The organism is Pseudoalteromonas sp. ASV78 (assembly GCF_047806705.1).
Lineage (GTDB): Bacteria > Pseudomonadota > Gammaproteobacteria > Enterobacterales > Alteromonadaceae > Pseudoalteromonas > Pseudoalteromonas prydzensis_A.
On sequence record NZ_JBLOPA010000003.1, the window covers coordinates 46,722 to 69,841 of the forward strand.

The following is a 23,120-nucleotide window of genomic DNA, read 5'->3' on the forward strand; positions in this document are numbered from 1 at the left end:
TATTGCAATCAAATTATTTATGGCCATAAGATGATCAGTACAGAAATACAGCAAGTCGAAAAATATTACACCATGATCAGCGAGTACCTCGTTAAATACAGCATGCAGCTGGTCGGCGCGTTACTCATTTTGATTTTTGGTTTATGGGTCGCACAGAAAATAGCGAAGATGGTTGCCGCATTAATGGCACGCCATAATATCGATATCACCCTGACCAACTTTGTTAGTAATGTGGTGAAAGTATTACTGATCATTATGTTCGTTATTATCGCGCTGGGTAAAATAGGCGTAAGCGTTACCCCATTCGTTGCTGCAATTGGTGCCGCTTCTCTTGGCGCTGGTTTAGCCCTGCAAGGCATGCTCTCAAATTATGGCGCTGGTCTTGCCATCATCGCTACTCGGCCATTTATTGTTGGCGATACTATTGAAGTTAAAAATGTCAGTGGCCAAGTCAAAACCATCGAGCTGGGCTACACCATTTTGATTAACGAAGAAAAAGTAGAAATAACCATTCCTAACAAACACATCGTTGGCGAAATACTGCATAACTCGTTTAACTATTCGTTGGTCAAAGGTGAAATTGATATCGCCTACAACGCCAATGCACAACATGCCATAGAACTCATAGAAGAGGTTTTAAAAGTGCATGAATTAGTTGCTGATGAACCTCTTGCACAAGTTGGTATTGAACGTTTTGCTGACAGCGGCGTAACCATCAGCTATCGCTACTGGGTGCCAACGACTAAAATCATCGAAACTAAACTTGCCATCAACGGTGGAGTTTATAGTGCAATTCAAGGCGCGGATATTGAAATTCCATTCCCACAACGCGTTATTACTATCAATAAACAAGATCTTGATAGCTAAAAGCAATGCATAAAAAGAGAGTGTAAGCTCTCTTTTTACCCTAATTACAAGCTAAACACATCACCAATAACTGCCTGTACTGTTAAATACGCTTACCTATGAAAGCAAATCAGCTCGGTCTTTTTAGCACGCACCCTTAGCTTTACAAAACCATAATACGACTCTAAAACGTATATTGCTGCCGTTTAGCTGCCTAATTGATAAATTGAAATTGGCTATAAATTAATAGTACAATAACTCAAACACAACACTAACGATAACAAGTGTTATTTACATAAAGGTTAATGATGGCAAAACTAAGTAAGCGATTTTGGTTTCAATTACATGGCTGGTTCTCGCTACCAGTGTGGGTTTTATTCTGTTTTATTTGTGTAACAGGCACTATTTCGGTGATCAGCCACGAAATAACTTGGCTAACAAATTCACAAGCACGCGCTAGCAACCCTGATAACTTACCTGAAAAATCTAAGCAAACGCTTATTGATAGCGTAACAAGCCAGTACCCAACTGCTGATGTCATGAGTGTTGTTAGTTACGAACCTTATTTAGTTAATGCAATTATTTTTACTGATACCGATAAGCCATACGCAACAGCCTATGTAAATCAATACACAGGTGAAGTACAAGCTATCTATCAAACCACTTCATTCATCGAGTTTATGCGCACTTTGCACAGCTGGTTATATTTTCCATGGCAGGAAGGCTATAGCGTTGGCTACTACCTCGTCAGTGCTATGGCATTTGTGACTTTGGGTGCTTTAGTAACTGGCTTAATTATTTATAAAAACTTCTGGCGTGCCTTCATTCAGCCTAAAATACGCTTTAATCAAGGCAGTAAAACTTTATTAAAAGACTTACATACAATGGGCGGTGTTTGGTCTATTTGGTTTATGGCGATTATGAGTTTAACTGGGCTTTGGTATTTAGCTCAGGCCATTATGTGGCATAACGAGATTGATATTGAAGAGCATGCGCCGATAGTAAGCGAAGCCCAATTACCCAGTGTCAGCAATGCTGAAGCAATTGATTTAGACAGTGCAATTACTCTAACTAAAAACCAGTTTAGCGAGTTTACTCCAACATACATTATGCTTCCTGAGCATAACCGCGGTATGTATAGCATCATGGGTGCCGGTGATACTATTTTTTATGATGGCTATGCGTATTCGACAGCAATCAACCCATGGACAGGCGAAATAGCTGCTAGCAAAAGCCCTGAAACCATGAGCGCATTACAGACCCTGTCACACATTGCAGATCCATTACATTACGGCACAATTGGTGGTCTTTGGACCAAAGTAATTTGGTTCCTGTTTGGCGTAATTTTAAGTGGTATGTCAATTACCGGCTTTATGATGTATTCAAAAAAACTTGTTAAAGCACAAAAGCAAAGCCCTGTAACAATTAACGATACTGTGGAGGCTAACTAATGGCACGCTTACAAAAAACCTGGTGGCAACGTAACAAGTATTTACTTAATGCACTGATTTTGGTGTTGCCTTGCATCTATATTTATCAGGCATTAAATCCAACCTTTCCTGATCTATGGCAAGAGCAAACGATAGGCGAATTTAAAATAGCCCCTATGCCACTGAATATGGAGCAACCCTATTCGCATCATAACGAGTACGTAAAAGACTTCTTTTTAGCGTTTAACCAAGGTGAAATCAGTAAAATTCGCCAAGCTTATTTAAATATAGGCCCGCAGCCTTTGCCACTGAGTGAACTGGCAAAGGGGGATGAAGGCATTATGCACGGCACCAATCACGGACAACACGCACATGCTATTGCCTCTGCAACCATCAGCAAGGGTGATAAACTTTGGCTCACTATTCAAACCTGGCAAGGTGAAGAGCTCGTGCAACACTGGTCGATCCCAAGCCAATTAATACAACAATAATCAACTAGCTTAGGGCGCCTTGCCCTAAGCTGCCCTGCCCTTTGTACTACTCAAGGCAGATCCTCGCTTATAAAAACCAGCCTAAACCACTATTTTTTAACTTTTATTAAACATTACAAAACAAATCCTTTACAAAAGTATTAATATAATAAAGTATTATAAATAGTGAAGTAGCAATTATCTTGCTTCGCTAACACTACAATCCACACACAATAATTTGGAGACACAATGATATTTTCCAATAAAGGAATAGCCGCCGCGTGTATAGCCGTTGGTTTTTATGCTAATGGCGCTTATGCAATTGATAACGGTGTTTACACTATTCAGTCAAAATACAGTGCCAAACTTGTCGAAGTTAGTAGCGCGCAAAGCAATGATGGCGCAAATATAAGCCAGTGGGCTGCAAATCAACATAATACTCAACGCTGGATCATTACCAACGTTGGTGGCAATAACTATTCTGTGATCAACCTAAACAGTGGTAAAGCCATGGAAGTATATGACTGGTCAACAGCTGATGGGGCGAATGTCGCACAATATGAATACTCAGGTGTGGCTACGCAACATTGGCAAATAAATGACGATGGCAGTGGTTACGTTAGCTTCATTAACGCCAATAGTGGCAAAGCGCTCGATTTATTTGAGTTTAACGGCAACGATGGCGCTAATATCAGCCAATGGACCTATAACGCCAGTGATGCACAGCTTTGGCAACTCAACAAGCTCGCTAACGTAGAGTCTGCACCTTTTGATCCTTCAACCACCAATGGCGCGACAGATCATTGGCCATTAACAGGCAGTTTAGTAACTCATGATCCAACCATAGGTTACGAAAATGGCACTTGGTGGATATTTCAAACCGGCCCTGGCATCGCCGGAAAATGGTCAAATGATGGGGTTGCCTGGAATGATGCGGCTGCGATTTTCCCTAATGGTTTAAACTGGTGGGCTAACTATGTGCCTGAACATGATGGCATTGATGTTTGGGCACCAGAGCTTAAAAGCTACAATGGTCGTAGCTGGCTTTATTATTCAATATCAACTTTCGGCTCACGGGTGTCAGCAATTGGCTTAACTTCTGCCACTAGCGTGTCAGCAGGTAGCTGGCGAGATGATGGTTTAGTGATTAATACCACTAACAGCAATAACTACAATGCCATTGACCCTGACTTAGTCGTCGCAAAAGATGGGGCGCCGTGGTTAGTTTTCGGCTCATGGAATTCTGGCATCAAATTAATGCGTATAAATCCGATCACCATGAAACCATTTGGCCAGCTCTATTCATTAGCAAGTCGCTCTGGTGGTATTGAAGCGCCGAGTATTGTATATCGCCAAGGTTATTACTATTTATTTGTCTCGGTGGGTAAATGTTGTGCAGGCACCGACAGCACCTACCGTATCGCATACGGCCGTGCCAGCGATATCCGAGGCCCTTACTTAGACAAAAATGGCAACAATATGCTCTCTGGCGGTGGCAGTATTTTAGACGCTGGTAACAGTCAGTGGGTAGGCCCAGGCGGACAAGATATTCTAAATACCGATGTAATGGTTCGCCACGCCTATGACGCAGGTGACAACGGTGTGCCAAAACTGCTGATCAGTACATTAAATTGGGATTCAAATGGTTGGCCAAAATTTTAAACCAATCTAGCAACTTTTTTATAAAGCGCGGTTACGCGCTTTATAAAAACCGTTCCATAATGGCAGAGGCGATTTGCGTAGCCACCCCACATCCCCACATATATGCACGTTGTATCGGGTAACCTCTAAAAATCCAGCGCTTTCTAACATGATTAAAATTACTTAAATAATCCGCTTTAGTATCCGGTAGCGGTTGCTCAGATAGCTTAGCCCATGCTTTATACACACCCGACATATCTGCACCGCGCATAAATCGCTGCAACCAACGAGGAAAACGCGCATAACGTATCGCTGACTGAAAATCGATAATATACGGCTTACCGTCATGGCTACACAGCACATTACCTAAATTACGCAAATCCAGATGTACCACCCCACGGCGATGCATTAACGCAACCAGTCGCTCAAAGTCTTTAAAAAAGCTCACAGGTAAGACTTTATTTTGCTGTACTAACTGCTTAAGTGGCGTGCCCTCAATATAATCGTAGGCAACAGCAAGCGGCGATAATCGCAGAAATCGTCCACTCACACCTGTTATACCCGCTAAACGAGCCAACCCTTTATACTCTTGATTCACCGACAAAGGTGCAAAGGTTTTTCTCACCCACCAAGGACTGTGTTGAAAATCTTTGATCACTAAATCAAATTGCAGGTCGGTATAGCGGTACACAATGGCATTAGCAAAACGACCCGTGTGCACAACCTTTAAGTTATTTACTGTGAATTGATGATCAGGAAATTGCAGCTGTAGCTGGTGTAATAAAGTAGCTTCGATCATAACATCCTGAACCGTGTTGAATGTGAGTGCCTAGGCAACTATATTATCAAAACTCACAATTCACAGCAATGTCGTCTTTAGATAAATTTACGATTTTAAATTATGAATTGCTCTAAACAGCAGGCTCGCTAACTGTTTTTTTTCATCGTCAGAAAAGTCGCTTAAAGCTGTGCGGTAAATAGTATTTACGATAGGCAGAATTTCAGGATAAAGCTGTTGGCCCTTTGCGGTCAGGCATAGTAACGTGGAGCGGCGATCTGCTGCGGATTGTTGCTTTGCAACTAAGCCCTTTTCCTCTAAACGAGATAATAAACGGCTCATCGCACCACGATCATACATCATGTGTTCGCACAGCTGGGCTAAGGTATTCACTGTGCCGCGAGCAAGCAACACCACAACAATGTACTGCGCCGAAGTTAAATCCATTGGCATCAGCTCGGCATCTAAGTGGGTCACTAAATTTGAGCGCAAATAAGAAACTAATCGACCAAGATCTTGAACAGGATCGAGATCGTCAATACAACATTGTCCAAGTGAAGCGGGTTCTTTCATAAATTCTCAACACGGCATTAAAAGTCATTCATAGACAGTTAACTGCTAAAATAATTCAATCGTACACAATTGCTTAATTACACTTAATTAGTGTAGCGTAAGTAAGCTGACCAAGGTTAATGAGGAAGACATGCACAGCAAACAACGAGATGTTATCAAGTATATTGTCATAGTTATACTACTAGTGCTTTGCTGGTTAGAGCAGTTTAACGGCTACATTATGGCGTTTCTTGATCAAGCCTTAGTGCAATCGTCATTAGTGTATGCCTCTGCGCGCAGCGTTAACGGTATTATTTCTTTATTGCAATCGGCTGAAGTTGGCATCGGCATAGCCAGTATTGCACCTGCACAACTACTTGATCCAGTTAACGATTTGGCAGAATATATTGCCGATGCAATGCGTATGTCATTAGGCTCATTATTTATCCAACGGATATTATTTACGATTTCATCGGGAGTGTTTTTTAGTAGCTTATTTACCGTCAGCGCTATTGGTTATTTGCTTTGCGATCACTTCGGGTATTTAAAGCAGCTAACAGGTAAGTTACTCGCAAGTTTGATTTTAGTGCGGTTTTTAATTCCACTGGTGGTGTTATCAACCGGCCTTGCCAGCCAAGCATTTTTAGATGAAGAGATTAATTATCAAAATCAATATGTTGAAAACACCGTCGACACTCTCAGCGCCCAAGCGAATACCACCTCAAGGTTATCGGCGCAATTAAGCGCAAAAATTAATAGTCAAAAGCAAACCAGCCTTGATGAGCTAGAGCTTATTGCTGTCCAACAACAGCAATTAAAAATAGTTATCGCAGATAATAAACAACAACTTGATGAATTGGATAAGCAAATTGAGGCAATTCAAACAACCCGCAGTTTAACCGAAAAACTCACCTTAACAGAGCTTCCACAAGCCAAACCATTGCTTAAAAAACAGCGCGATTTACGACAACAACAAGCGTCTATCAACAATCAGCTGGCTGCATTACATCAACAACAAAGTCAGCAACAGCAATTATTGCGTGATTATAATGACCAACTAACGGGTAATTCAGGTAATTTAATTAGCAAAGTCGTGGATACCGTTAGCAATGGCATTACTGAGATGGCCGATTCATTGGAAGGGTTATTTATTGAGTTTTTAAACTTAGTATCACTGCTGATCATCAAACTATTCTTGATGCCCTTACTGTTTTTATATTTATTTTGTAAAGCGTTTAAAGCTATTTGGCAGCGCTCGGTACTGCAAACACTCGCGCAACTTAAATCACAAATAACCACCACTATCACGGAAAAATAATAGCTTAGGGTCAAATCAGCTCAGCCTGTGACCTCGTAATAAAAGAGCGCTTATCGCGTTAACAATTTAAATTTAAACACATTTAAAACAAAGCGTTACCAACAAACCGAAGACAATAAGGCAAAATTAAACCCTTTAATGTCCATGGTAGCAGTCTTTATTTTGTCACGGCGTTGTCATAAAAGTTATTTAGCTTGCATCGCATACCAAGCTAACTAGGACTTTATTCATGCCAACACTTAAACCACTTGCTTATGCATTAAGCATACTTACATTCACAGCAACATTAGGCGCTTGCAGCAGCCAAGATGCTCACTCCTCACTCGCAGAGCAAACTACCCTCAAGCTTAGCAGCACGCCATTTTGGCAACAAAATAATATTCAAGGTTCACAAGCCGCTTGGCTTGTTGACGATACATGGTTACTGGCAAGTGAAAGTCAGGGTCTCATTGTAGTCTCTAAAAATGGCCAACACAGTGATGTTGTTAAGTCAGGGAATTTTGAAACCTTGTCAGTACGCTCTATTGCCGAGAATACTTTTTTGGTGGCTAGTATTGATAACGAGCATGATCAGGTTGCGATGTTTACGCTTGCTAAAAATAACGGTCATTGGCAACTAACAGAGCACCCCGCCATTGTCGTCCCACAAGCGCGACCTGATGCGGTATGCTTATTTAACAATATCGATACTGGCAGTATTTCAGCTTTTGTTGCTGATGTGCGTGGCTTAATGACAGAAACCATAGTGTATAATCTTGCCAGCGGAGAAACCGCTAATATTGCAGTAAGAGAGTTTGCAGCTGTAAATGAAGCCGCAGGCTGTGCGGTTAATGATGCAAGCCAACAACTATTTATCAGTGAAGAAGAGCTAGGCATTTGGCAAATGAACGCCAATGCAGAATCCTCCGCAGCTAAACAGCCACTGGCAATGGTGGCACCATTTGGCGAGCTCAGCAGCGGGATTGGCGTATTAACCACCAGCGCAGATGGCAGTTTATGGTTTACCACAAGCAGCGATAATAGCCTACACAGATACCATACTGAGCACAACTTGCAGCAAAAATGGCATTTAGCAGGTGAACAAAGTATCGCTGCTGTAGCCGTGACTAATAACGCAGCCGACACGCAAGCCATTATCTATGATGATGAAACGGGCGCGTACCTCAGTAGCCAACTCATTTTAGAGCCACTTAGCAGCGCCACAACAAATAACACCGCAGCAAAAACAGCTCATGTGTATGCAAATATGCAAACGACCCCCGTTGCTGCCTTTGGCGATGCCGCAGATGACCCAGCCATTTGGCTGCACCCAACAGATGCCAGCAAAAGTCTGATCATAGGTACCGATAAACGCCGCGGCCTTATGGTATACAACTTAGCGGGAGAGCAAACTCAAGCGCTGGAAGTTGGCAGAGTTAACAATGTTGATGTTCGCCAAAATAGCAGCATAGATAATCCCACTCAGACCTTAATAGCAGCCAGTAATCGCAGTGAAAATAGCATTAGTTTATTCACTGTAGATCTACACAATAACATACAGCTGCTAGGCAGTGTGGCGACAAATTTAAGTGAAATATATGGCTTATGTATGTACTCATCGCATTCTGGGAATTATGTCTTTGTAAATGACAAATCAGGGCTATATCAGCAATACAAAATTACCAACCAACAGCAAAAAGTCGCTGGCAAACTTGTGCGCGAATTTAACCTGCCAAGCCAACCTGAAGGTTGCAGTAGTGATGATGAAAACGGCGAACTGTTTGCCGGTGAAGAAGATGCTGGGATTTGGTTTATCGATGCCGAGCCCGACGCAAAACAAGCGCCGATTTTATTGCAGTCAATTAATGAACTGTTGATTGATGATGTAGAAGGCATGGAAATTTATCAAGGTGAAAATGAGCGCTTCTTAGTGGTATCAAGCCAAGGTGATAATAGCTATGTAGTGTATCGGATAAACAAGGGGGAAAATCACCCTACCCTTGAATTTACCAGCAAATTTAATATTATCGCCAATTTAGCGCAAGGCATTGATGGCGTATCAGAAACCGATGGCTTAACGGTTACAGCCAAACCTTTGCCAGGCTATCCTCTTGGCGTGTTAATTGTGCAAGATGGTTATAACCGTATGCCACAACAGCCACAAAACTTTAAACTGGTCGATTGGCGCCAAGTACATTCACTGATACACAGCACCAACAAGTAAACTGACTGCTATAGCCGCTATTTAGCGGCTATAGCAAGGTTGTTAACCACCAAATAAGTAACACTAATATTGTTAAGCCAAGCATCGCCTTGGTTTTATGCTTTTTAATAATTCGCTCAGCTTGATTACCCGCAAAATACACCACCAGCGCTAAGCCAAAATAGCGGATTGAACGCGCGATCATGGTGGCAATTAAAAACATCACTAACGAATATTTCGTCGCGCCGGCAGCTAGCATCGCAATTTGAAATGGAATGGGCACAATGCCAAGGGTTATTACAAACCAAAAACCCTGTTGCTGCATTTGCTGTGTTACTTGTTCAAACTGCGCTGGGGTTGAAAAACTATTGATCACCCAATCACCTACCGCATCAAACAAATAGTACCCTAACGCATAGCCAAATAACGCACCTATTACACAGCCTATGGTAGCCATTAAGGCTATCAGCCAAAGCTTATCACGACGAGCTTGCATCAAAGGCACTAGCACAGCCTCAAGAGGGATAGGAACGATTGTTGATTCTAAAAATGAGGCCGCCGTTATGCTGGTTAGCATGTGTTTTGAATCTATCAATTGTCGCGTTTTTTGCTTTAAACGTTGCATAACAGCCATCGTATTACCTTGGAAAATAAAGTCATATTATCAATACAGTGCAAGCTCAATACCAGCCCTAACAGTTAAATAAAGGCATTGTTTAATAATGCTTTTCTTTATAAAAAGTAAATGAGCAGGGGGTAAAATGTGGCTGAGGCTGTAAAAATCCCAGTCAAAATTGTAAATTTTACTATAATCAATCGCTTAGAAATCAAGCAAGGCTATATTGGTTGCGTCCGTTGTTTTTAGCTTTATATAACGCTTGATCGGCACGCTTAAGTACCTCAGCAAGTGACTCATCAGCGGCCTTAAACGACACCCCAATACTCACTGTTACATTACGCTGTTTGTTTAGCTCAATAGTTCGTGCAATTGCGAGTAACTGCTGACTGAGGTCGATAGCATATTACTGATTATCATCAGGCACATATACGGCAAACTCTTCTCCGCCAAGGCGCGCAAATACGCAGTCTTGACTGAGTGCATTTGCATATAACGCTGCCAGCTCGGTCAGCACCTTGTCGCCAACATCATGACCAAATTCATCATTGATCGATTTAAAAAAGTCGATATCTATAATAATCAGAGTAAACCGCTGGGCTTGAACCTGTTGTATGTGTTGATAAAAAAAGCGTCGATTTGCTATTTTTGTTAAATAATCCGTGGTCAACTCTTTTGATAAGCATTGCTGAGTGCGCTTTAAATCAGCCATTGTTAACTTTAGCCCGTAACAGGTAAGCAGCATTCCCGCAGTACGCAAAATATCTTCGACATAAATACCGATAAATAACGGCTGAGTTAAAATTTCATCAAGCAGATCAAAGGTTAATCCTGCAGTCCAAAACGTCAAACCGAGACTTAAATAGACATAAGCAGTGGTCGACAAATTGGCTTTTTGCACGATCACAAAAATAGCCACAACAATTAACAAGTTTATAGTGTCGGTGAGTACACCGTTTAAAAATATATGCTCACTAAGTTCAGGTAAAAAAGTGCAATACAAAACAACAATCAACAGCAGTGAAAGTATAAACAGCGACGAAAATGCTCGCTGTAACCACTTTCTTTCAAGCTGTTGATTAAACTCATTTTCACAGTATGCCATACGCGATTATCACTGCTTGAATTATCATCTATTATGGCTAACCTTAGCACAAAAATATGAACATATGCTGCACTGAGCGGTAAATAGTAAACGCGATTGTAACGAGAAAAATATGCATTTAAGCTGAGCTCAAGTTACTCAGCAGTACTGCCAGTTGCAGCGTTAAATTAGTTAGCCACAACATTTTTTGTATTTTTTATTGCTACCACATAGACAAGGATCATTGCGCTGTGGCGTTTTTGCAAAAACTTGGCTAACGGGCTGCTGTAACACAATTTCTAAAGGCGCTATATTTTCAGCAAGCTCGCTATCAACAATGATCTCTGCAAATAGCTCGTTGGCCGTTAAAATGGCGATAACTTCACTTTCACGCTCATGGTTTGGTACGCACAATTGCAGTGGATTGCCTTCACTGCCTGGCTTTACTTTTGGTTTAGGTTGATACGTACCTTGATTGTGCTTGCCCATGATATCGGGCTTACCACGATAGAAAAATTTTGACACCGGCGTTCCTAACTGTCGTTTACAGCAACTCACTGTGAGTCACTAAAGGCTGCGCAGTCTAACAGAGTTTTAAGCTGTTAGCGCGCCCACTTTAATACCTCACTACCACAGAGTAGGACTAATCTTCGTCAGGCGCTTGTGCGGCCTTTATTCGCTCTTGATTCTCCTGCATTTGTTCAAACGCCGCTTTAATTTCATCAAGTACTGAATCAACATCAGCTGCAGCATGATCATCTGCGATATCACCGTGAAGCACGGTTTCAGGGGTTAATTCACCAGCTTGGTACAAGGCCCACATTTCTTCACCAAAACGAGTGTCGAGTATTTCTGGTGCGTACTGCCCGTAATACAAGCGCATATTGCGTACGTCGCGTAAAAACATTTCTTGAGCATTATTATTTGCCGCTGCATTCACCGCCTGCGGTAAATCAATCACCACCGGACCATAGCTGTCTACTAACACATTAAATTCAGATAAATCGCCATGCACAATACCCGCACATAACATTAAACGAATGTAATGCACCATAGTGGCATGATCTTCAATAGCCTGCTCAGTAGTTAAACTGACATCATTTAAACGCGGCGCAACATCACCGTCATTATCGGTGACTAAATCCATGATCAGTACCCCATCATAACAACCATGAGGCTGTGGTACTTTTACACCAACCCGAGACAGCGTGAAAAGTGCATCAACTTCTGCATTTTGCCACACGTTTTCTTGTTCTTTACGGCCAAATTTAGAGCCTTTCTCCATCGCCCGACCACGACGACTATTTCGTACTTTGCGTCCTTCTTGGTATTTTACAGCTTGTTTAAAACTTCGCTGTTGCACATCTTTATAGACTTTCGCACAACGAATATCATTGCCGCAACGAACGACATATACCGAGGCTTCTTTGCCACTCATTAACTGGCTGATGACTTCATCAACGATACCGTCTTCGATTAACGGTAGGATCTGTTTTGGCGTTTTCATAACACGTTTATACCGTACTTAGGCATACTTTTTAATCTTCTCGCAAACTATTTTATTTGATAGACCCTTACGTTAAAGCAAAAGCACACGAAAACCAATGCTAATAACCGCACAATCGAGTTTATCAAACAGGTTAAATAACAAAAAACTTGACTAAATCAGCTAAATCCACAAACTGCGAGGTTAACAGCCTAAATTATACTTACTTTATATGAATTCAGAAATACGCTATCACTTTCAATCGGCACAAATAGCTAATCGTTTTTTAAACGAATTAAAACACTGGCCTATCGCTCGCGTAACAACAAAACTGCTCAATGGTGGTTTTGATGTAAAAGTAAGTTATCAATTTGATGGCGTAGGATTTGACTACACCTGTGCGGAACTTGATGAATTAGCCGCAAAGCATGCCGGTGAAGAAGTTAGTTAAACTTAATTGTGCGTGCTCAATATTGGTTGCTAAGCATACAATAATATACATTTTAAATTCTCTCAGCTATGTTATAAAAAGTTTCTCATTAACATAAAGGCGCTGGCATGCAAAACCCACTCTCAGATCACATCCCGCAAGAAGCTTTTGACTGGTACGATGAATACGCCCATGGAAAAATGGACCGACGCACCTTTATGAAAAAACTTGCAAGCTTAGCTGCATTGGGCTATTCAATGGCCGTTTTAACAGCGGCATTATTACCAAATTATACCCTCGCCGAGCAAGTTTCGTTTAATGACGATGCAATTAAAGCAAGCTATCAAACGTTTGCTTCACCCGATGGCCACAGTAAAGGCCGCGGTTATTTAGTAGTACCAACAGGGTTAACTGGCACACGCCCAGTGGTCTTAGTGATCCATGAAAACCGTGGTTTAAATCCGTATATTAAAGATGTTGCCCGTCGTTTAGCAAAAGCAGGCTTTATTGCTTTTGCGCCAGATGCGCTATTTCCACTTGGCGGCTACCCAGGCAATGATGACGAAGGACGAGCAATGCAGCGCTCTATGGATCAAGAAAAAATCCAAAACGATTTCATCGCTGCGGCTAGATTCTTAAAATCGCACCCGCAAAGTAACGGTAAACTTGGCGCCGTTGGTTTTTGTTTTGGCGGCTACATTGTTAATTACTTAGCGGCTGTTGACTCAACACTGTTAAATGCTGGCGTTCCCTTTTACGGCACTCCAGCCAGCGAAGCGCTGCGTAAAAATATTAAAGCCCCCTTAGTTATCCAACTTGCCGAACTCGATGAGCGCGTCAATGCAACATGGCCCGATTATGAGCGTGACTTAAAAAACCTCGGTGTTGACTATAAAATGCATATGTATCCGAAAACCAATCATGGCTTTCATAACGATTCAACCGGACGCTACGATAAAGAAAACGCCGAACTTGCTTGGCAACGAACGGTCGCATTTTTTAACGAAAAACTCGTATAACTTCAGCGCAGTGTTTAGTAACATAGCTAAGCACTGCCGCACTCTCAATTACTAAACTCATTAAAGAAACCGCTGCCCTCATGAGCAAATTTTTTCTCCTAAAGTACGTCACATTTTTTATCGGTTGTATGAGTTGTTTTATTTTGCATACTCAGTTTGCAGTTCCCGCTGTTATCGCGTCCTGTTTAACCGGACTTATTGGTAGTTTTATTGCTTTTCCAAAACAGTATGAAAACCATCCTTACGCTGCTATTTATGCTGGCAGTTTTGCCGGTATGTGCTCACAAGGTTTGATCAATAGTTATTGGGAACTTGCCATTATTTCTTTAATTGGCGCTATGTTATATGTGCTGACTGCGAAGATGTTTACTGGTTTTGGCGGGAAGTTAGGCAGTATTGCCTTCATCAGCGTGGCTTTATTCGTCTTAGCGAAAGGGATCGTATTATGAATTTAGCAGCAATCCTATTAGCGTTACTTGGCGCATTCTCGACCTTTTATTTGGCTAAGCACCATCGTCTTGATGCGATTCGGGCCTCTGCCATTTTATCTATCGTCGCTTACCTTATTTTACTCCCCACCGAATTCAACGCCGAGCTATACAGCAGCATTTTTTTTGGTGGCTCCTTTATTGGCATGAGTGCGCCAAAACGCTTTGGTATCTATACGCTATTTTCATCCAGTATTATATTTGCTGTCATGTTTGAAAATTTAATCCCTTACTTTAATAATTTTGGGGGCGCCTTGGGCGTGAGTGCATTCTTATCGGTATGTATTTGCCAAGTGGCGATTATACTTGGCGCTCCGCGCAGTACAAAGCACCACTAGTTAAGATGCGCTCTGTGGCAATTAAACTTAATGAAGGACATAATTTGTTACTTAAAATAGTCTACAAACCCACTTAAATTGTAGCTTTTTAATAACCATAAAATGTACTATAACGTATTGGTACAGAACGTAAATAACAGGATAGTTATGCAAAATCGTTTATTAATATTAAGTATTTTTGTATTGCTAAATAATGGCTGTACAACCTTGAGTCAGGATGAGTGTAGAACAGCCAACTGGGAAAGTTTAGGTTATGAACACGGCGTAAATGGTGGTGATTATGCCGATGGCATAACAAAGATCGCAGCGTGTAACGATTACAATATCAACCCAAACATTGAACAATTTAAAACTAGCTACGAGGATGGCTTAGCCGTGTATTGCCAGCCTGAAAACGGCTTTACTCTGGCTATGCGCGGAGTCTCATATAACGGTGTATGTAACAACCGTGCATTTCGAAAAGCGTGGGAAGAAGGTAACGACCGTTATCAAATCCAACAACGTCGCATAGCAGTTGATAACCGTATAACCGAGCTAAAACAACAACTCTCTGAAATTAATCAGCAGTTAAACAGCAATAACATCACGCAAACACAGCGCAAAGAGTTAAATACACAGCAACGCCAATTAGAACGTGAGTTAAAAGACTTAAGACGCGAAAAGTCCTTATTACCACTATTGAATAAAACCTCAACAGTTGAAATTACCTTTCCTTGATTATCCTCTGCCCAGCCTGTAATCATAGGGCTGGGTTAATGCAAAAAGTTAAAGCAAAATTCAGGTTAAATAAAAAATCAATGTAATTTATATAAATAAGTCTTAACTTGAACTGTCAGATTAGTGGGATTCAATCAAATCTGACCGTCGCATATGTGCCATGAGCGGATATTGGTAACGCCTCGCTAATGGGCGCAGAATACTTGGCTAAAATCAGTGAATAGTGATCGCAAGCCAACTGTTTTTTGCCCTTGTTTAACAGCTTGTTATGTTTCTATTTTTAACTCGACTTTGCTAATTTCTTTGATTTTATTAATTGCATTTTTTGTTTCTGTAGATAAACGTTGAAAGTGGCTATCCCAATCTTCTTCATCATAAGTTCTGGCAAGTTCAATTTTTAACTTTGCTACCACAGCTCCGACTTCAGAGTTTAGGTATATCGCCTTAACATCGACGAGATCTAATAAGTTGTCTATTGCAACTTCGTATTTCTGTTTCAATTTTTCGGCTTCATCTTTATGCTCAGGAGAATTTACTCTTTCATTATATTCAGCTTTATCTTTCTCAAGTTGCTTACGAAGAGATTCATTATCTTCGTTATATTGTAAGTATTGAAAATATGGGTGATATTTATCTATATACTCCCACTCTTCAAAGTCATCAACTTGCCTAACTACATACTTATTAACGTGAATAAGTAGGTCAAAAACAGCCTCATATGCCTCTTGCTTTTTGACCCATATTTGTTGGCTTATCCACGTTTTTTCAGACACTTTTGCTTTAATGTCTTCAACTAATTTTGTGCTTTGCGCCAATTGACCTTTCAACTCTTCAAAATCCTCTTTACTCGCGTAATTTTTACCTTTTTCCTTTAGATATGAAGAAAGAAACCCAGCCCCTCCAGAAACAAAGGCTATCAAAATATAAGCTTGCCAACTGAGTGTCTGGCTGAATTGGATCTTACTGAGCAAATCGATAAACTCTTGAGCTTGCATATAACCTCTAGTTTGAGAGCTGAAACATAAAGCCTCGTTAAGAGGCAAGAAATTGTTGGCTAAAATTAGCGACGAAGGAGCAAAAGCCAACTGTTTTTTGTCCTTTTAAACAACTTGAGTACGCCCGACATGGGCATTGACTTATGAGGTGAAAGTCCTCTGTAGGGAGATCACCGTTTAAATAACATACTGTTATTAAACGATAGACACTCGCGAATGGCAAGGGCTAAATCGCGAGAGATAGTCTGGAGGAAGCCGCTGCATTCTTTATGATTAGTAAATGCGAGCTGATGAACAAAAATATCATATGAGGCGCAGGCTGGAGGTTAGAGACCTCCGGCTACCCGATTAGCCGTATTTAACTCTTTAGAAGAAATCTACGCAGATCTCGTTCTTGACGCATGACATGTAAAATATAAACTTTATCGCTATCAACTTTATAGAAAATACGACAAGGATTAACATTAACTTCACGGTAATTTAAGTTAATTAACTCCAGCGGTGTTTTACCCGACTCGGGGTGACTTTCTAATCTAGATATTTTATCAAATATTTTTTGAGTCAATATTTTAGCCGCTGGAATATTACTTAAGGCAATATATTCAGCAATATCATTTAAATCATCGAGAGCTGGTGACGTCCATATTACTTCAGCCATTTGCTCATTTTTTCTTTTGCTTCTTGATTTGAAAATGTATGACCATTTTTAATTGCTTGCTCACCGCGTGCTACACCTTCAAGAATAGCCATCCGCTGTTGCATAAACTCATAATCATCGACATCAACTAAATAAGCAGATGGTTGACCATGTTCAGTAATTAATACGGGTTCTTTAGAAGCATGGAGATCCGCTAAAATTTTGGTAGCTTGACGTTTAAGGGTCGTAACAAGTTCAACTCTCATAATAAATCCAATATATGACCAAACAATGTATCACTATAGTATCACACAAACTAGAGGTTACAACTATACGGCTAGCAGCTTTATCAGAGGACACTTTCCCTATTTTCACACAAAAATGTCCTTCTTTTATGTGCTTCTATTAATAACAAATAGTGTAAGTTATTGCTAACTATAAATATTACCTTTGGGGTAGGTTATTTTATTATGTAAAAAGAGAAAAGTTTCCTCACAGGTCACCTTAGTAGTAGTGACTTAGATTAACTAAAACCTCAATGACCGTATATCGCTCGATACCAACTATCGGCTGAGTGCCAATAGCCGCCGTTAAGAACGATTTTATGCCTCACCTTAAGGTAAACTAACTTTCCTAATGCGTTAATGACTAGCTTCTTTAAAAGAAAGCTGATGAGCTATATAGAACTAGTTATCCCAATATCATCCACGATGATAGATACATCTCGCTTCGGTGCAAAAATCAAGACAAGCTCTAATTCGCTTTCGGCACTGATTGGCTTATTCAATTCAATAGGGAGCGTAAAGGTTTGCAATACTGGCTCTGTCGGCGCATATTTCATATCACCTTTTTCCAATTCAGAGAAGTCAGAAATTAATAAAGGGGAGACACTGCCAGATGCGCCCAAACTTTTTTTAAATACTACACCAGACTTATCAAGTAGCTCTACCCTGGTATCAGATAACAAATTGTATGATCCACATCCTTCGCTTTCTCCTGAATCAGCTCGAGCCAGTGAGAAACTTAGGTAGGATTTTCCTTTGCGATTTTGATGTAACAGCTCAGCTTCTGAAAGCTTAATGCTCAACCGTGTTTCAACTTGTTTCTTAAGTTGAACCTTTAATACATTATTAGAAGTTTTAGTTCCGTTTCTTAGGCGCTCTGAGTCTATACTGATTGGCACTTCTGTTAACGTTTTATCGGATAGGGCTTTAACGGTACTTTCCTTTTTAGCTACATTTTCAAAATCTTCTATAACTTTGAAATCAGATGCCATATGGCGACTGATATAAATATCGTCAGGAAGACCAAACTCACCAGCCACAGGTTGTCTAAAAATTTTTCGATACTCTTTTGTGTTTGCCAATGTAGCTTCCAAAAAAGCAGAAACATACACTTTAGTTAAATTCTCCTGTTGTTTGGGTGTTAATAGCTTAGAATAAAAATCTTTGCTGCTTCCCCAATGGAAATCATCAGACATATCTTGATTAAAGTTTATGTGGTTAGCACGATAAATATAAATGGACTGCTTTAAGTAGTTTTTATCATCATCGAAGTGAGTTCGATGCCATTGTTGGCTACCAAGAAACTGATAAACATCCGCATCATGACCTCCTTGTAACACTAAATAGTTAACATTTTTCAGGATGTTTCTACCATCAGCATGTTGATATTGCCCGTCCATTGGGGCTAATGCGACAATGGATTTAATGTTAAAACCAAACTCTGTTGATTCACTACTATTTGGTAAGGTCTTCCATTGATTAAATGATGCAGCTAAAGCAACAGCCTCCCCTCCTCTAGACATCCCTATTAAAGCGATATTCTCTAAATCTAGTTTGTTATAAAAAGCGTGACCTTGCTCAGCATTCCATTTTTGCAGCAGCTTAATATGTTCAAGCAGTATCCAACCACGGGCACCATTTTCTCCCCATAAATCATTCAAATAAGTTTGATTTACTTGCACAACAAAGTGCCCTCGGCTGGCGAGTAATTCACCTAGATAATCAAACCCTGGAGCAGAGTTTCCATGGACTAATAATACTAACGGTAGTGGTTGGGCTCCCAAAGGAAGCCAAACTTTAGCCTCCAAAGGTAAATTACTACTTTTAAATTTGTGGTAAGCATTGTCCTCATATCCTTGGTTGCGTGAATAGTCGGAAAGAAAGCTAGGTAAGCTCACATTTGGAGCAATTACATCAGGTTTTGATATAGCAAATAAAAATGGTCGTTCGCCATAGTTCATTACTGTGTATTTATGTTCGCCCTGTTCGGCAGGATTAGGTAAACCCGTAAACGGGCTATTTGGCTGACTATATCTCTCAATAACACAATCTAAAACATCTGAAGCTAATGTCGAAAACGAGGTGGTAACTATGGATAGAATGGTACAAAAGTACGAAAAACGAGTAAGCATCAAAATTGTCCCTAATGTCAAAATTTAGCACGTGGTATTGTATAGCAAATCGATCTTGCTATTAAAAAATACAATTTTTTTTATAATTATGCTCCTTGAGACGCAAGTAACTCAATAAAGGTTTAAATCAGTTGTTGAATGAAAGCCTGAAGGTTGCACTTAAAGTAAAACATTAATTCTGCTCTTATGACTAGCAACTAGCCGAGTAACGCAAGTTAAATTAGCTTCTGAGGTAGTTTTAACAACTTCCGCTTCTCGCTCATAGCTGTCTGTCAGATGAAATATAAATCTATTTTTCAAACCTGTAAGATCAGATATGAGCCCCATAATTTATGCGTGTTAATAATTTATGCGTCTTCTTCTTTGCTTATTAAATCGGCCATACGTTGACTAATTTCATCATCGTTGAGATCTTCCTTATGAGTGCCTATTGTCCAAACATGGCCAAATGGGTCTTGTAAAGTGCCTGCTCGATCACCGTAAAATTGGTCGTGCACTGGGCGAACTTCTGTTGCACCTTCTGCAATTGCTTGAGCAAATACAGCATCCACATCCGCAACATACAACATTAAACTAACCGGTGTACCACCTAGCTCATCGGGGCTTTTAAAATGCACTTCGGGGCACATATCTGAAAGCATAATATGCGAATCACCAATTTTAATCTCCGCATGGGCAATACCACCATCAGGTAAAGGCATTTGCATAATAAGCTGCGCGTTAAATACCTTACAGTAATAGTCTATTGCTTTTGCTGCACCGTTAATTATCAAGTAAGGAGTAATTGCATGATACCCCTTTGGAATTGCTGAAACTGTCATTATTGTTCTCCTAATATATAGCTGCTTTAAAAGCGTAGTATAAAGCCTGAGAATGTCAGCTAACGGCAGTAGTATTTAACCCTGTGAATATTACTGCTAAACGGCTAACAGACTATGGTCGCATATCGGGTTTATAGAAAAGGGCTTACATTTTGTAGGGTCTCTCACACATTTATACACAGGATCCTGCTATGCAAGGCAACTATCAACAACAATATCAGTCGTTTATTCACGATCCAGGCGAATTTTGGTTAACACAAGCAAAACGCATCCCTTGGTTCAAAGCCCCGCAACACGCTTACACACAAGATAATGACGGCCTTTATCATTGGTATGCAGATAGCCAACTCAATAGCTGTTATCTGGCATTAGATCAACATGTTGCAGCTGGGTTTGGTGAGCAAACAGCGCTAATTTATGATTCCCCCGTCACTGACAGTAAGTGCACATATAGCTATTTACAACTCCAACAAGAAGTCGCTAAATTTGCCGGTGTAATGCAATCATTAGGTGTTGTAAAAGGGGATCGTGTCGTCATTTATATGCCAATGATACCGCAGGCTGTTATTAGTATGTTGGCATGCGCTCGCTTAGGAGCAATTCATTCTGTGGTATTTGGTGGATTTGCCGCCCATGAATTAGCGGTACGCATTGATGATGCTAAACCCAAATTAATCCTCAGTGCCTCATGTGGGGTTGAGGTGAATTCAGTCATTGCTTACAAGCCACTTATTGATAATGCAATAAAGCTTGCCGAGCATAAAGTTGCGCATAGTATTATTTATCAACGCAAACATATCACAGCAAAGCTCAATGCTACGGACATCGATTGGGAGCAAGCTATGCAAACAGCTGAACCCGCCGATGTAGTGCCTGTTGCAGGCGATCACCCGCTTTATATTCTATATACATCAGGCACAACCGGCACGCCAAAAGGCGTAATACGCGAAAACGCAGGCCATGCTGTTGCTATGCATTACAGTATGGAAACAGTCTATGGCATGCAACCTGGAGAAGTATTTTGGGCAGCGTCTGATATTGGCTGGGTGGTGGGCCATTCTTATATTGTCTATGCGCCATTAATGTTTCGATGCACCACAGTACTTTATGAAGGAAAACCCGTACGCACACCTGATGCCAGTGCATTTTGGCGAGTAGTTGAAGAGTATCAAGTAAACGCTTTATTCAGTGCGCCAACCGCTTTTAGAGCGATCAAAAAAGAAGATCCCACCGCTGAGGGCTTTAAAAAGTACGATACCACGAGTTTAAAACGATTATTTTTAGCTGGTGAGCGGTTAGATCCCGCAACCTATGCATGGTTAACCGAACACACTCAGTTACCTGTGCTTGACCATTGGTGGCAAACAGAAACAGGCTGGGCAATTGCATGCAACCCTATCGGCATTGAGCAACTAAATACAAAGCCCGGTAGTGCAACTGTCCCCACTCCAGGTTTTGATGTACAAATTCTAAATGTCGATGGCAGCCAATGTGCAGCAAACGAACAAGGCGCGGTAGTGATCAAATTGCCATTACCACCTGGTTGTTTACCAACTATTTGGCAAAACACAAAACGCTATAAAGCAGGCTATTTAAGCGAATATCCTGGGTATTATTTAACGGGTGATGGTGGTTACTTAGATGACGACGGTTACCTGTTTATTATGGGTAGAACCGACGATGTGATCAATGTGGCAGGTCATCGGCTTTCAACCGGTGAAATGGAAGAGATTGTGGCCGCCCATCCCGCAGTAGCAGAGTGTGCTGTATTTGGCGTAAATGACTCACTCAAAGGGCAATTGCCAATGGCGATGATCGTATTAAAAAACGATTTTATTGGTAACCCCACTGACGTTGAGCAACAATTGATCCTCGCCGTTCGTAATCAAATTGGTGCTATCGCCTGTTTAAAAAATATCGTCAGTGTTGAACGTTTACCAAAAACACGTTCAGGTAAAATTTTACGTAAAAACCTCCGTCAGCTCATTGATGGGGATGAACTGCAGATCCCATCAACCATTGATGATGCCAGTATTTTTAGCGAAATAAGCCAACAGTTAAACGATCGTTAATCGCATCAAAACAAGGCTGTAACCCAAGTAACTACATCTTTAAATAAAAATCCTTACATAGGGCAATATACTCATCGCTATATTGCCCACCTTCAGCATGAATCGTTAAACTAGTTTGCTCGCATGGCTCTGCCTGATAGGCAAAACACATTAAGCTGCGACTTGGCACTTTTGCTTTCGTCGTGTTCACCAAACAATGGCGCACTAAATACAGCCCTTGTCGTTGTGCTTGAGCGATAAATAACTGCGCCTCAGGACACGGCAAAATAACGTTCAAAAAACTATTTTGATGACTCAAATTTTTAAATGCGCTGAGTAACTCACTAAAACTTAAGCTATCTGTATGACGTGCGGTATTACGGGCTAAGTCCTCCCCTTTTAAACTGGCGTTAAAATACGGCGGGTTACTGATCAACACATCAAATTTAACCTCACTGGTTACTTGCTGAATAGCTTTTTGCATCAACCTAATATCTGGCCATGGGCTATTAGCAAAATTTTGCTGTGCATCAGCACATGCATTGGCATCAATTTCAACGGCGCTAACGGCCATACTGGACTTACGTTGCTTGCACATTAGTGCCAACAAGCCAGTTCCCGTACCAATATCAAGCAACCGCTGTGCGGTGGCTAAGTCAGCCCATGCCCCCAGTAAAATCCCATCCGTTGAGACTTTCATCGCGCTGCGGGTTTGCGCTACTTTAAATTGTTTAAACACAAAGCCTGACATTTTTTCACCTTTTCATTCACCAACTGGCGGATAGCGCGTATAATTAACGGCAAT

General features: G+C 40.9%; 23 protein-coding genes and 1 pseudogene. 12 read left to right on the forward strand and 12 right to left on the reverse strand.

From position 1 onward, the window contains the following. The first annotated feature begins 30 nt into the window (after positions 1-30). From ACMVDV_RS22840 to ACMVDV_RS22855, 4 genes are all read left to right on the forward strand, one after another. Positions 31-867 (forward strand): mechanosensitive ion channel family protein, encoded by an 837-nt coding sequence (locus ACMVDV_RS22840; RefSeq protein ID WP_304180597.1) that lies wholly within the window; start codon positions 31-33, stop codon positions 865-867. Between the two features lie 287 nt (positions 868-1,154). Beyond that, on the forward strand, positions 1,155-2,297 hold the full coding sequence (locus tag ACMVDV_RS22845) for a PepSY-associated TM helix domain-containing protein (protein ID WP_416159822.1): 1,143 nt from the start codon (positions 1,155-1,157) through the stop codon (positions 2,295-2,297). Continuing rightward, the gene (locus ACMVDV_RS22850; protein WP_416159798.1) at positions 2,297-2,767 is read left to right on the forward strand and encodes a hypothetical protein; all 471 of its coding nucleotides are present in this window, start codon (positions 2,297-2,299) and stop codon (positions 2,765-2,767) included. Before ACMVDV_RS22845 ends, ACMVDV_RS22850 begins: the two co-directional genes overlap by 1 nt. Before the next feature lie 228 nt (positions 2,768-2,995). Beyond that, on the forward strand, positions 2,996-4,408 hold the full coding sequence (locus ACMVDV_RS22855; RefSeq protein WP_416159799.1) for a family 43 glycosylhydrolase: 1,413 nt from the start codon (positions 2,996-2,998) through the stop codon (positions 4,406-4,408). Between the two features lie 40 nt (positions 4,409-4,448). On the opposite strand, the gene ACMVDV_RS22860 is transcribed toward ACMVDV_RS22855, so the two are convergent. Both ACMVDV_RS22860 and ACMVDV_RS22865 read right to left on the reverse strand, forming a co-directional pair. Further along, positions 4,449-5,186 carry an RIO1 family regulatory kinase/ATPase gene (locus ACMVDV_RS22860; RefSeq protein ID WP_416159800.1) on the reverse strand — a complete coding sequence of 246 codons (738 nt, stop codon included), beginning with the start codon at positions 5,184-5,186 and terminating at the stop codon, positions 4,449-4,451. Between the two features lie 87 nt (positions 5,187-5,273). Beyond that, positions 5,274-5,738 (reverse strand): MarR family winged helix-turn-helix transcriptional regulator, encoded by a 465-nt coding sequence (locus tag ACMVDV_RS22865; RefSeq protein ID WP_416159801.1) that lies wholly within the window; start codon positions 5,736-5,738, stop codon positions 5,274-5,276. 130 nt (positions 5,739-5,868) lie between these two features. Here ACMVDV_RS22865 and ACMVDV_RS22870 point away from each other — a divergent pair, with 130 nt between their 5' ends. Both ACMVDV_RS22870 and ACMVDV_RS22875 read left to right on the forward strand, forming a co-directional pair. Then, complete coding sequence (locus tag ACMVDV_RS22870; protein ID WP_416159802.1) at positions 5,869-7,035, forward strand: hypothetical protein; 1,167 nt, start codon at positions 5,869-5,871, stop codon at positions 7,033-7,035. Between the two features lie 229 nt (positions 7,036-7,264). Continuing rightward, positions 7,265-9,238 (forward strand): phytase, encoded by a 1,974-nt coding sequence (locus ACMVDV_RS22875; protein ID WP_416159803.1) that lies wholly within the window; start codon positions 7,265-7,267, stop codon positions 9,236-9,238. A 28-nt stretch (positions 9,239-9,266) separates the two neighbouring features. Here ACMVDV_RS22875 and ACMVDV_RS22880 read toward each other — a convergent pair whose 3' ends face one another. The 4 genes and pseudogenes from ACMVDV_RS22880 to ACMVDV_RS22895 form a co-directional block, all read right to left on the reverse strand. Next, on the reverse strand, positions 9,267-9,851 hold the full coding sequence (locus ACMVDV_RS22880) for a YqaA family protein (protein ID WP_416159804.1): 585 nt from the start codon (positions 9,849-9,851) through the stop codon (positions 9,267-9,269). A 193-nt stretch (positions 9,852-10,044) separates the two neighbouring features. After that, positions 10,045-10,938, reverse strand: a pseudogene (locus tag ACMVDV_RS22885) (GGDEF domain-containing protein). 171 nt (positions 10,939-11,109) lie between these two features. Next, the gene (locus tag ACMVDV_RS22890) at positions 11,110-11,442 is read right to left on the reverse strand and encodes a PBPRA1643 family SWIM/SEC-C metal-binding motif protein (protein WP_416159805.1); all 333 of its coding nucleotides are present in this window, start codon (positions 11,440-11,442) and stop codon (positions 11,110-11,112) included. 118 nt (positions 11,443-11,560) lie between these two features. Beyond that, positions 11,561-12,424, reverse strand: a complete 864-nt coding sequence (locus ACMVDV_RS22895) for a PA4780 family RIO1-like protein kinase (protein WP_304180609.1) — start codon at positions 12,422-12,424, stop codon at positions 11,561-11,563. 211 nt (positions 12,425-12,635) lie between these two features. On the opposite strand from ACMVDV_RS22895, the gene ACMVDV_RS22900 reads away from it, so the two are divergent. From ACMVDV_RS22900 to ACMVDV_RS22920, 5 genes are all read left to right on the forward strand, one after another. Continuing rightward, on the forward strand, positions 12,636-12,854 hold the full coding sequence (locus ACMVDV_RS22900; RefSeq protein WP_304180610.1) for a hypothetical protein: 219 nt from the start codon (positions 12,636-12,638) through the stop codon (positions 12,852-12,854). A 107-nt stretch (positions 12,855-12,961) separates the two neighbouring features. After that, positions 12,962-13,852: a dienelactone hydrolase family protein gene (locus ACMVDV_RS22905; RefSeq protein WP_416159806.1), complete on the forward strand. Its 891-nt coding sequence runs from the start codon at positions 12,962-12,964 to the stop codon at positions 13,850-13,852. An 80-nt stretch (positions 13,853-13,932) separates the two neighbouring features. Further along, on the forward strand, positions 13,933-14,301 hold the full coding sequence (locus ACMVDV_RS22910; protein WP_416159807.1) for a hypothetical protein: 369 nt from the start codon (positions 13,933-13,935) through the stop codon (positions 14,299-14,301). Then, the gene (locus tag ACMVDV_RS22915) at positions 14,298-14,678 is read left to right on the forward strand and encodes a hypothetical protein (protein WP_283710236.1); all 381 of its coding nucleotides are present in this window, start codon (positions 14,298-14,300) and stop codon (positions 14,676-14,678) included. Before ACMVDV_RS22910 ends, ACMVDV_RS22915 begins: the two co-directional genes overlap by 4 nt. 147 nt (positions 14,679-14,825) lie before the next feature. Further along, positions 14,826-15,395, forward strand: a complete 570-nt coding sequence (locus ACMVDV_RS22920; RefSeq protein WP_416159808.1) for a DUF2799 domain-containing protein — start codon at positions 14,826-14,828, stop codon at positions 15,393-15,395. A 266-nt stretch (positions 15,396-15,661) separates the two neighbouring features. Here ACMVDV_RS22920 and ACMVDV_RS22925 read toward each other — a convergent pair whose 3' ends face one another. From ACMVDV_RS22925 to ACMVDV_RS22945, 5 genes are all read right to left on the reverse strand, one after another. Beyond that, entirely contained in the window at positions 15,662-16,390 is a 729-nt protein-coding gene (locus ACMVDV_RS22925; protein WP_416159809.1) for a hypothetical protein, read from the reverse strand. A 358-nt stretch (positions 16,391-16,748) separates the two neighbouring features. After that, on the reverse strand, positions 16,749-17,048 hold the full coding sequence (locus ACMVDV_RS22930; RefSeq protein WP_416159810.1) for a type II toxin-antitoxin system RelE/ParE family toxin: 300 nt from the start codon (positions 17,046-17,048) through the stop codon (positions 16,749-16,751). Continuing rightward, positions 17,036-17,293, reverse strand: a complete 258-nt coding sequence (locus tag ACMVDV_RS22935; protein WP_416159811.1) for a type II toxin-antitoxin system Phd/YefM family antitoxin — start codon at positions 17,291-17,293, stop codon at positions 17,036-17,038. Before ACMVDV_RS22935 ends, ACMVDV_RS22930 begins: the two co-directional genes overlap by 13 nt. 410 nt (positions 17,294-17,703) lie before the next feature. Then, positions 17,704-19,443, reverse strand: coding sequence for a hypothetical protein (locus tag ACMVDV_RS22940; protein WP_416159812.1), 1,740 nt, complete (start codon positions 19,441-19,443; stop codon positions 17,704-17,706). A 347-nt stretch (positions 19,444-19,790) separates the two neighbouring features. Continuing rightward, positions 19,791-20,264, reverse strand: coding sequence for a VOC family protein (locus tag ACMVDV_RS22945; protein WP_064666364.1), 474 nt, complete (start codon positions 20,262-20,264; stop codon positions 19,791-19,793). A gap of 191 nt (positions 20,265-20,455) precedes the next feature. Between ACMVDV_RS22945 and ACMVDV_RS22950 the strand changes: the two genes are divergently transcribed. Then, positions 20,456-22,336, forward strand: a complete 1,881-nt coding sequence (locus ACMVDV_RS22950; RefSeq protein ID WP_416159813.1) for an AMP-binding protein — start codon at positions 20,456-20,458, stop codon at positions 22,334-22,336. A gap of 31 nt (positions 22,337-22,367) precedes the next feature. On the opposite strand, the gene ACMVDV_RS22955 is transcribed toward ACMVDV_RS22950, so the two are convergent. After that, on the reverse strand, positions 22,368-23,066 hold the full coding sequence (locus ACMVDV_RS22955; RefSeq protein ID WP_416159814.1) for a tRNA1(Val) (adenine(37)-N6)-methyltransferase: 699 nt from the start codon (positions 23,064-23,066) through the stop codon (positions 22,368-22,370). Positions 23,067-23,120: the final 54 nt, after the last annotated feature.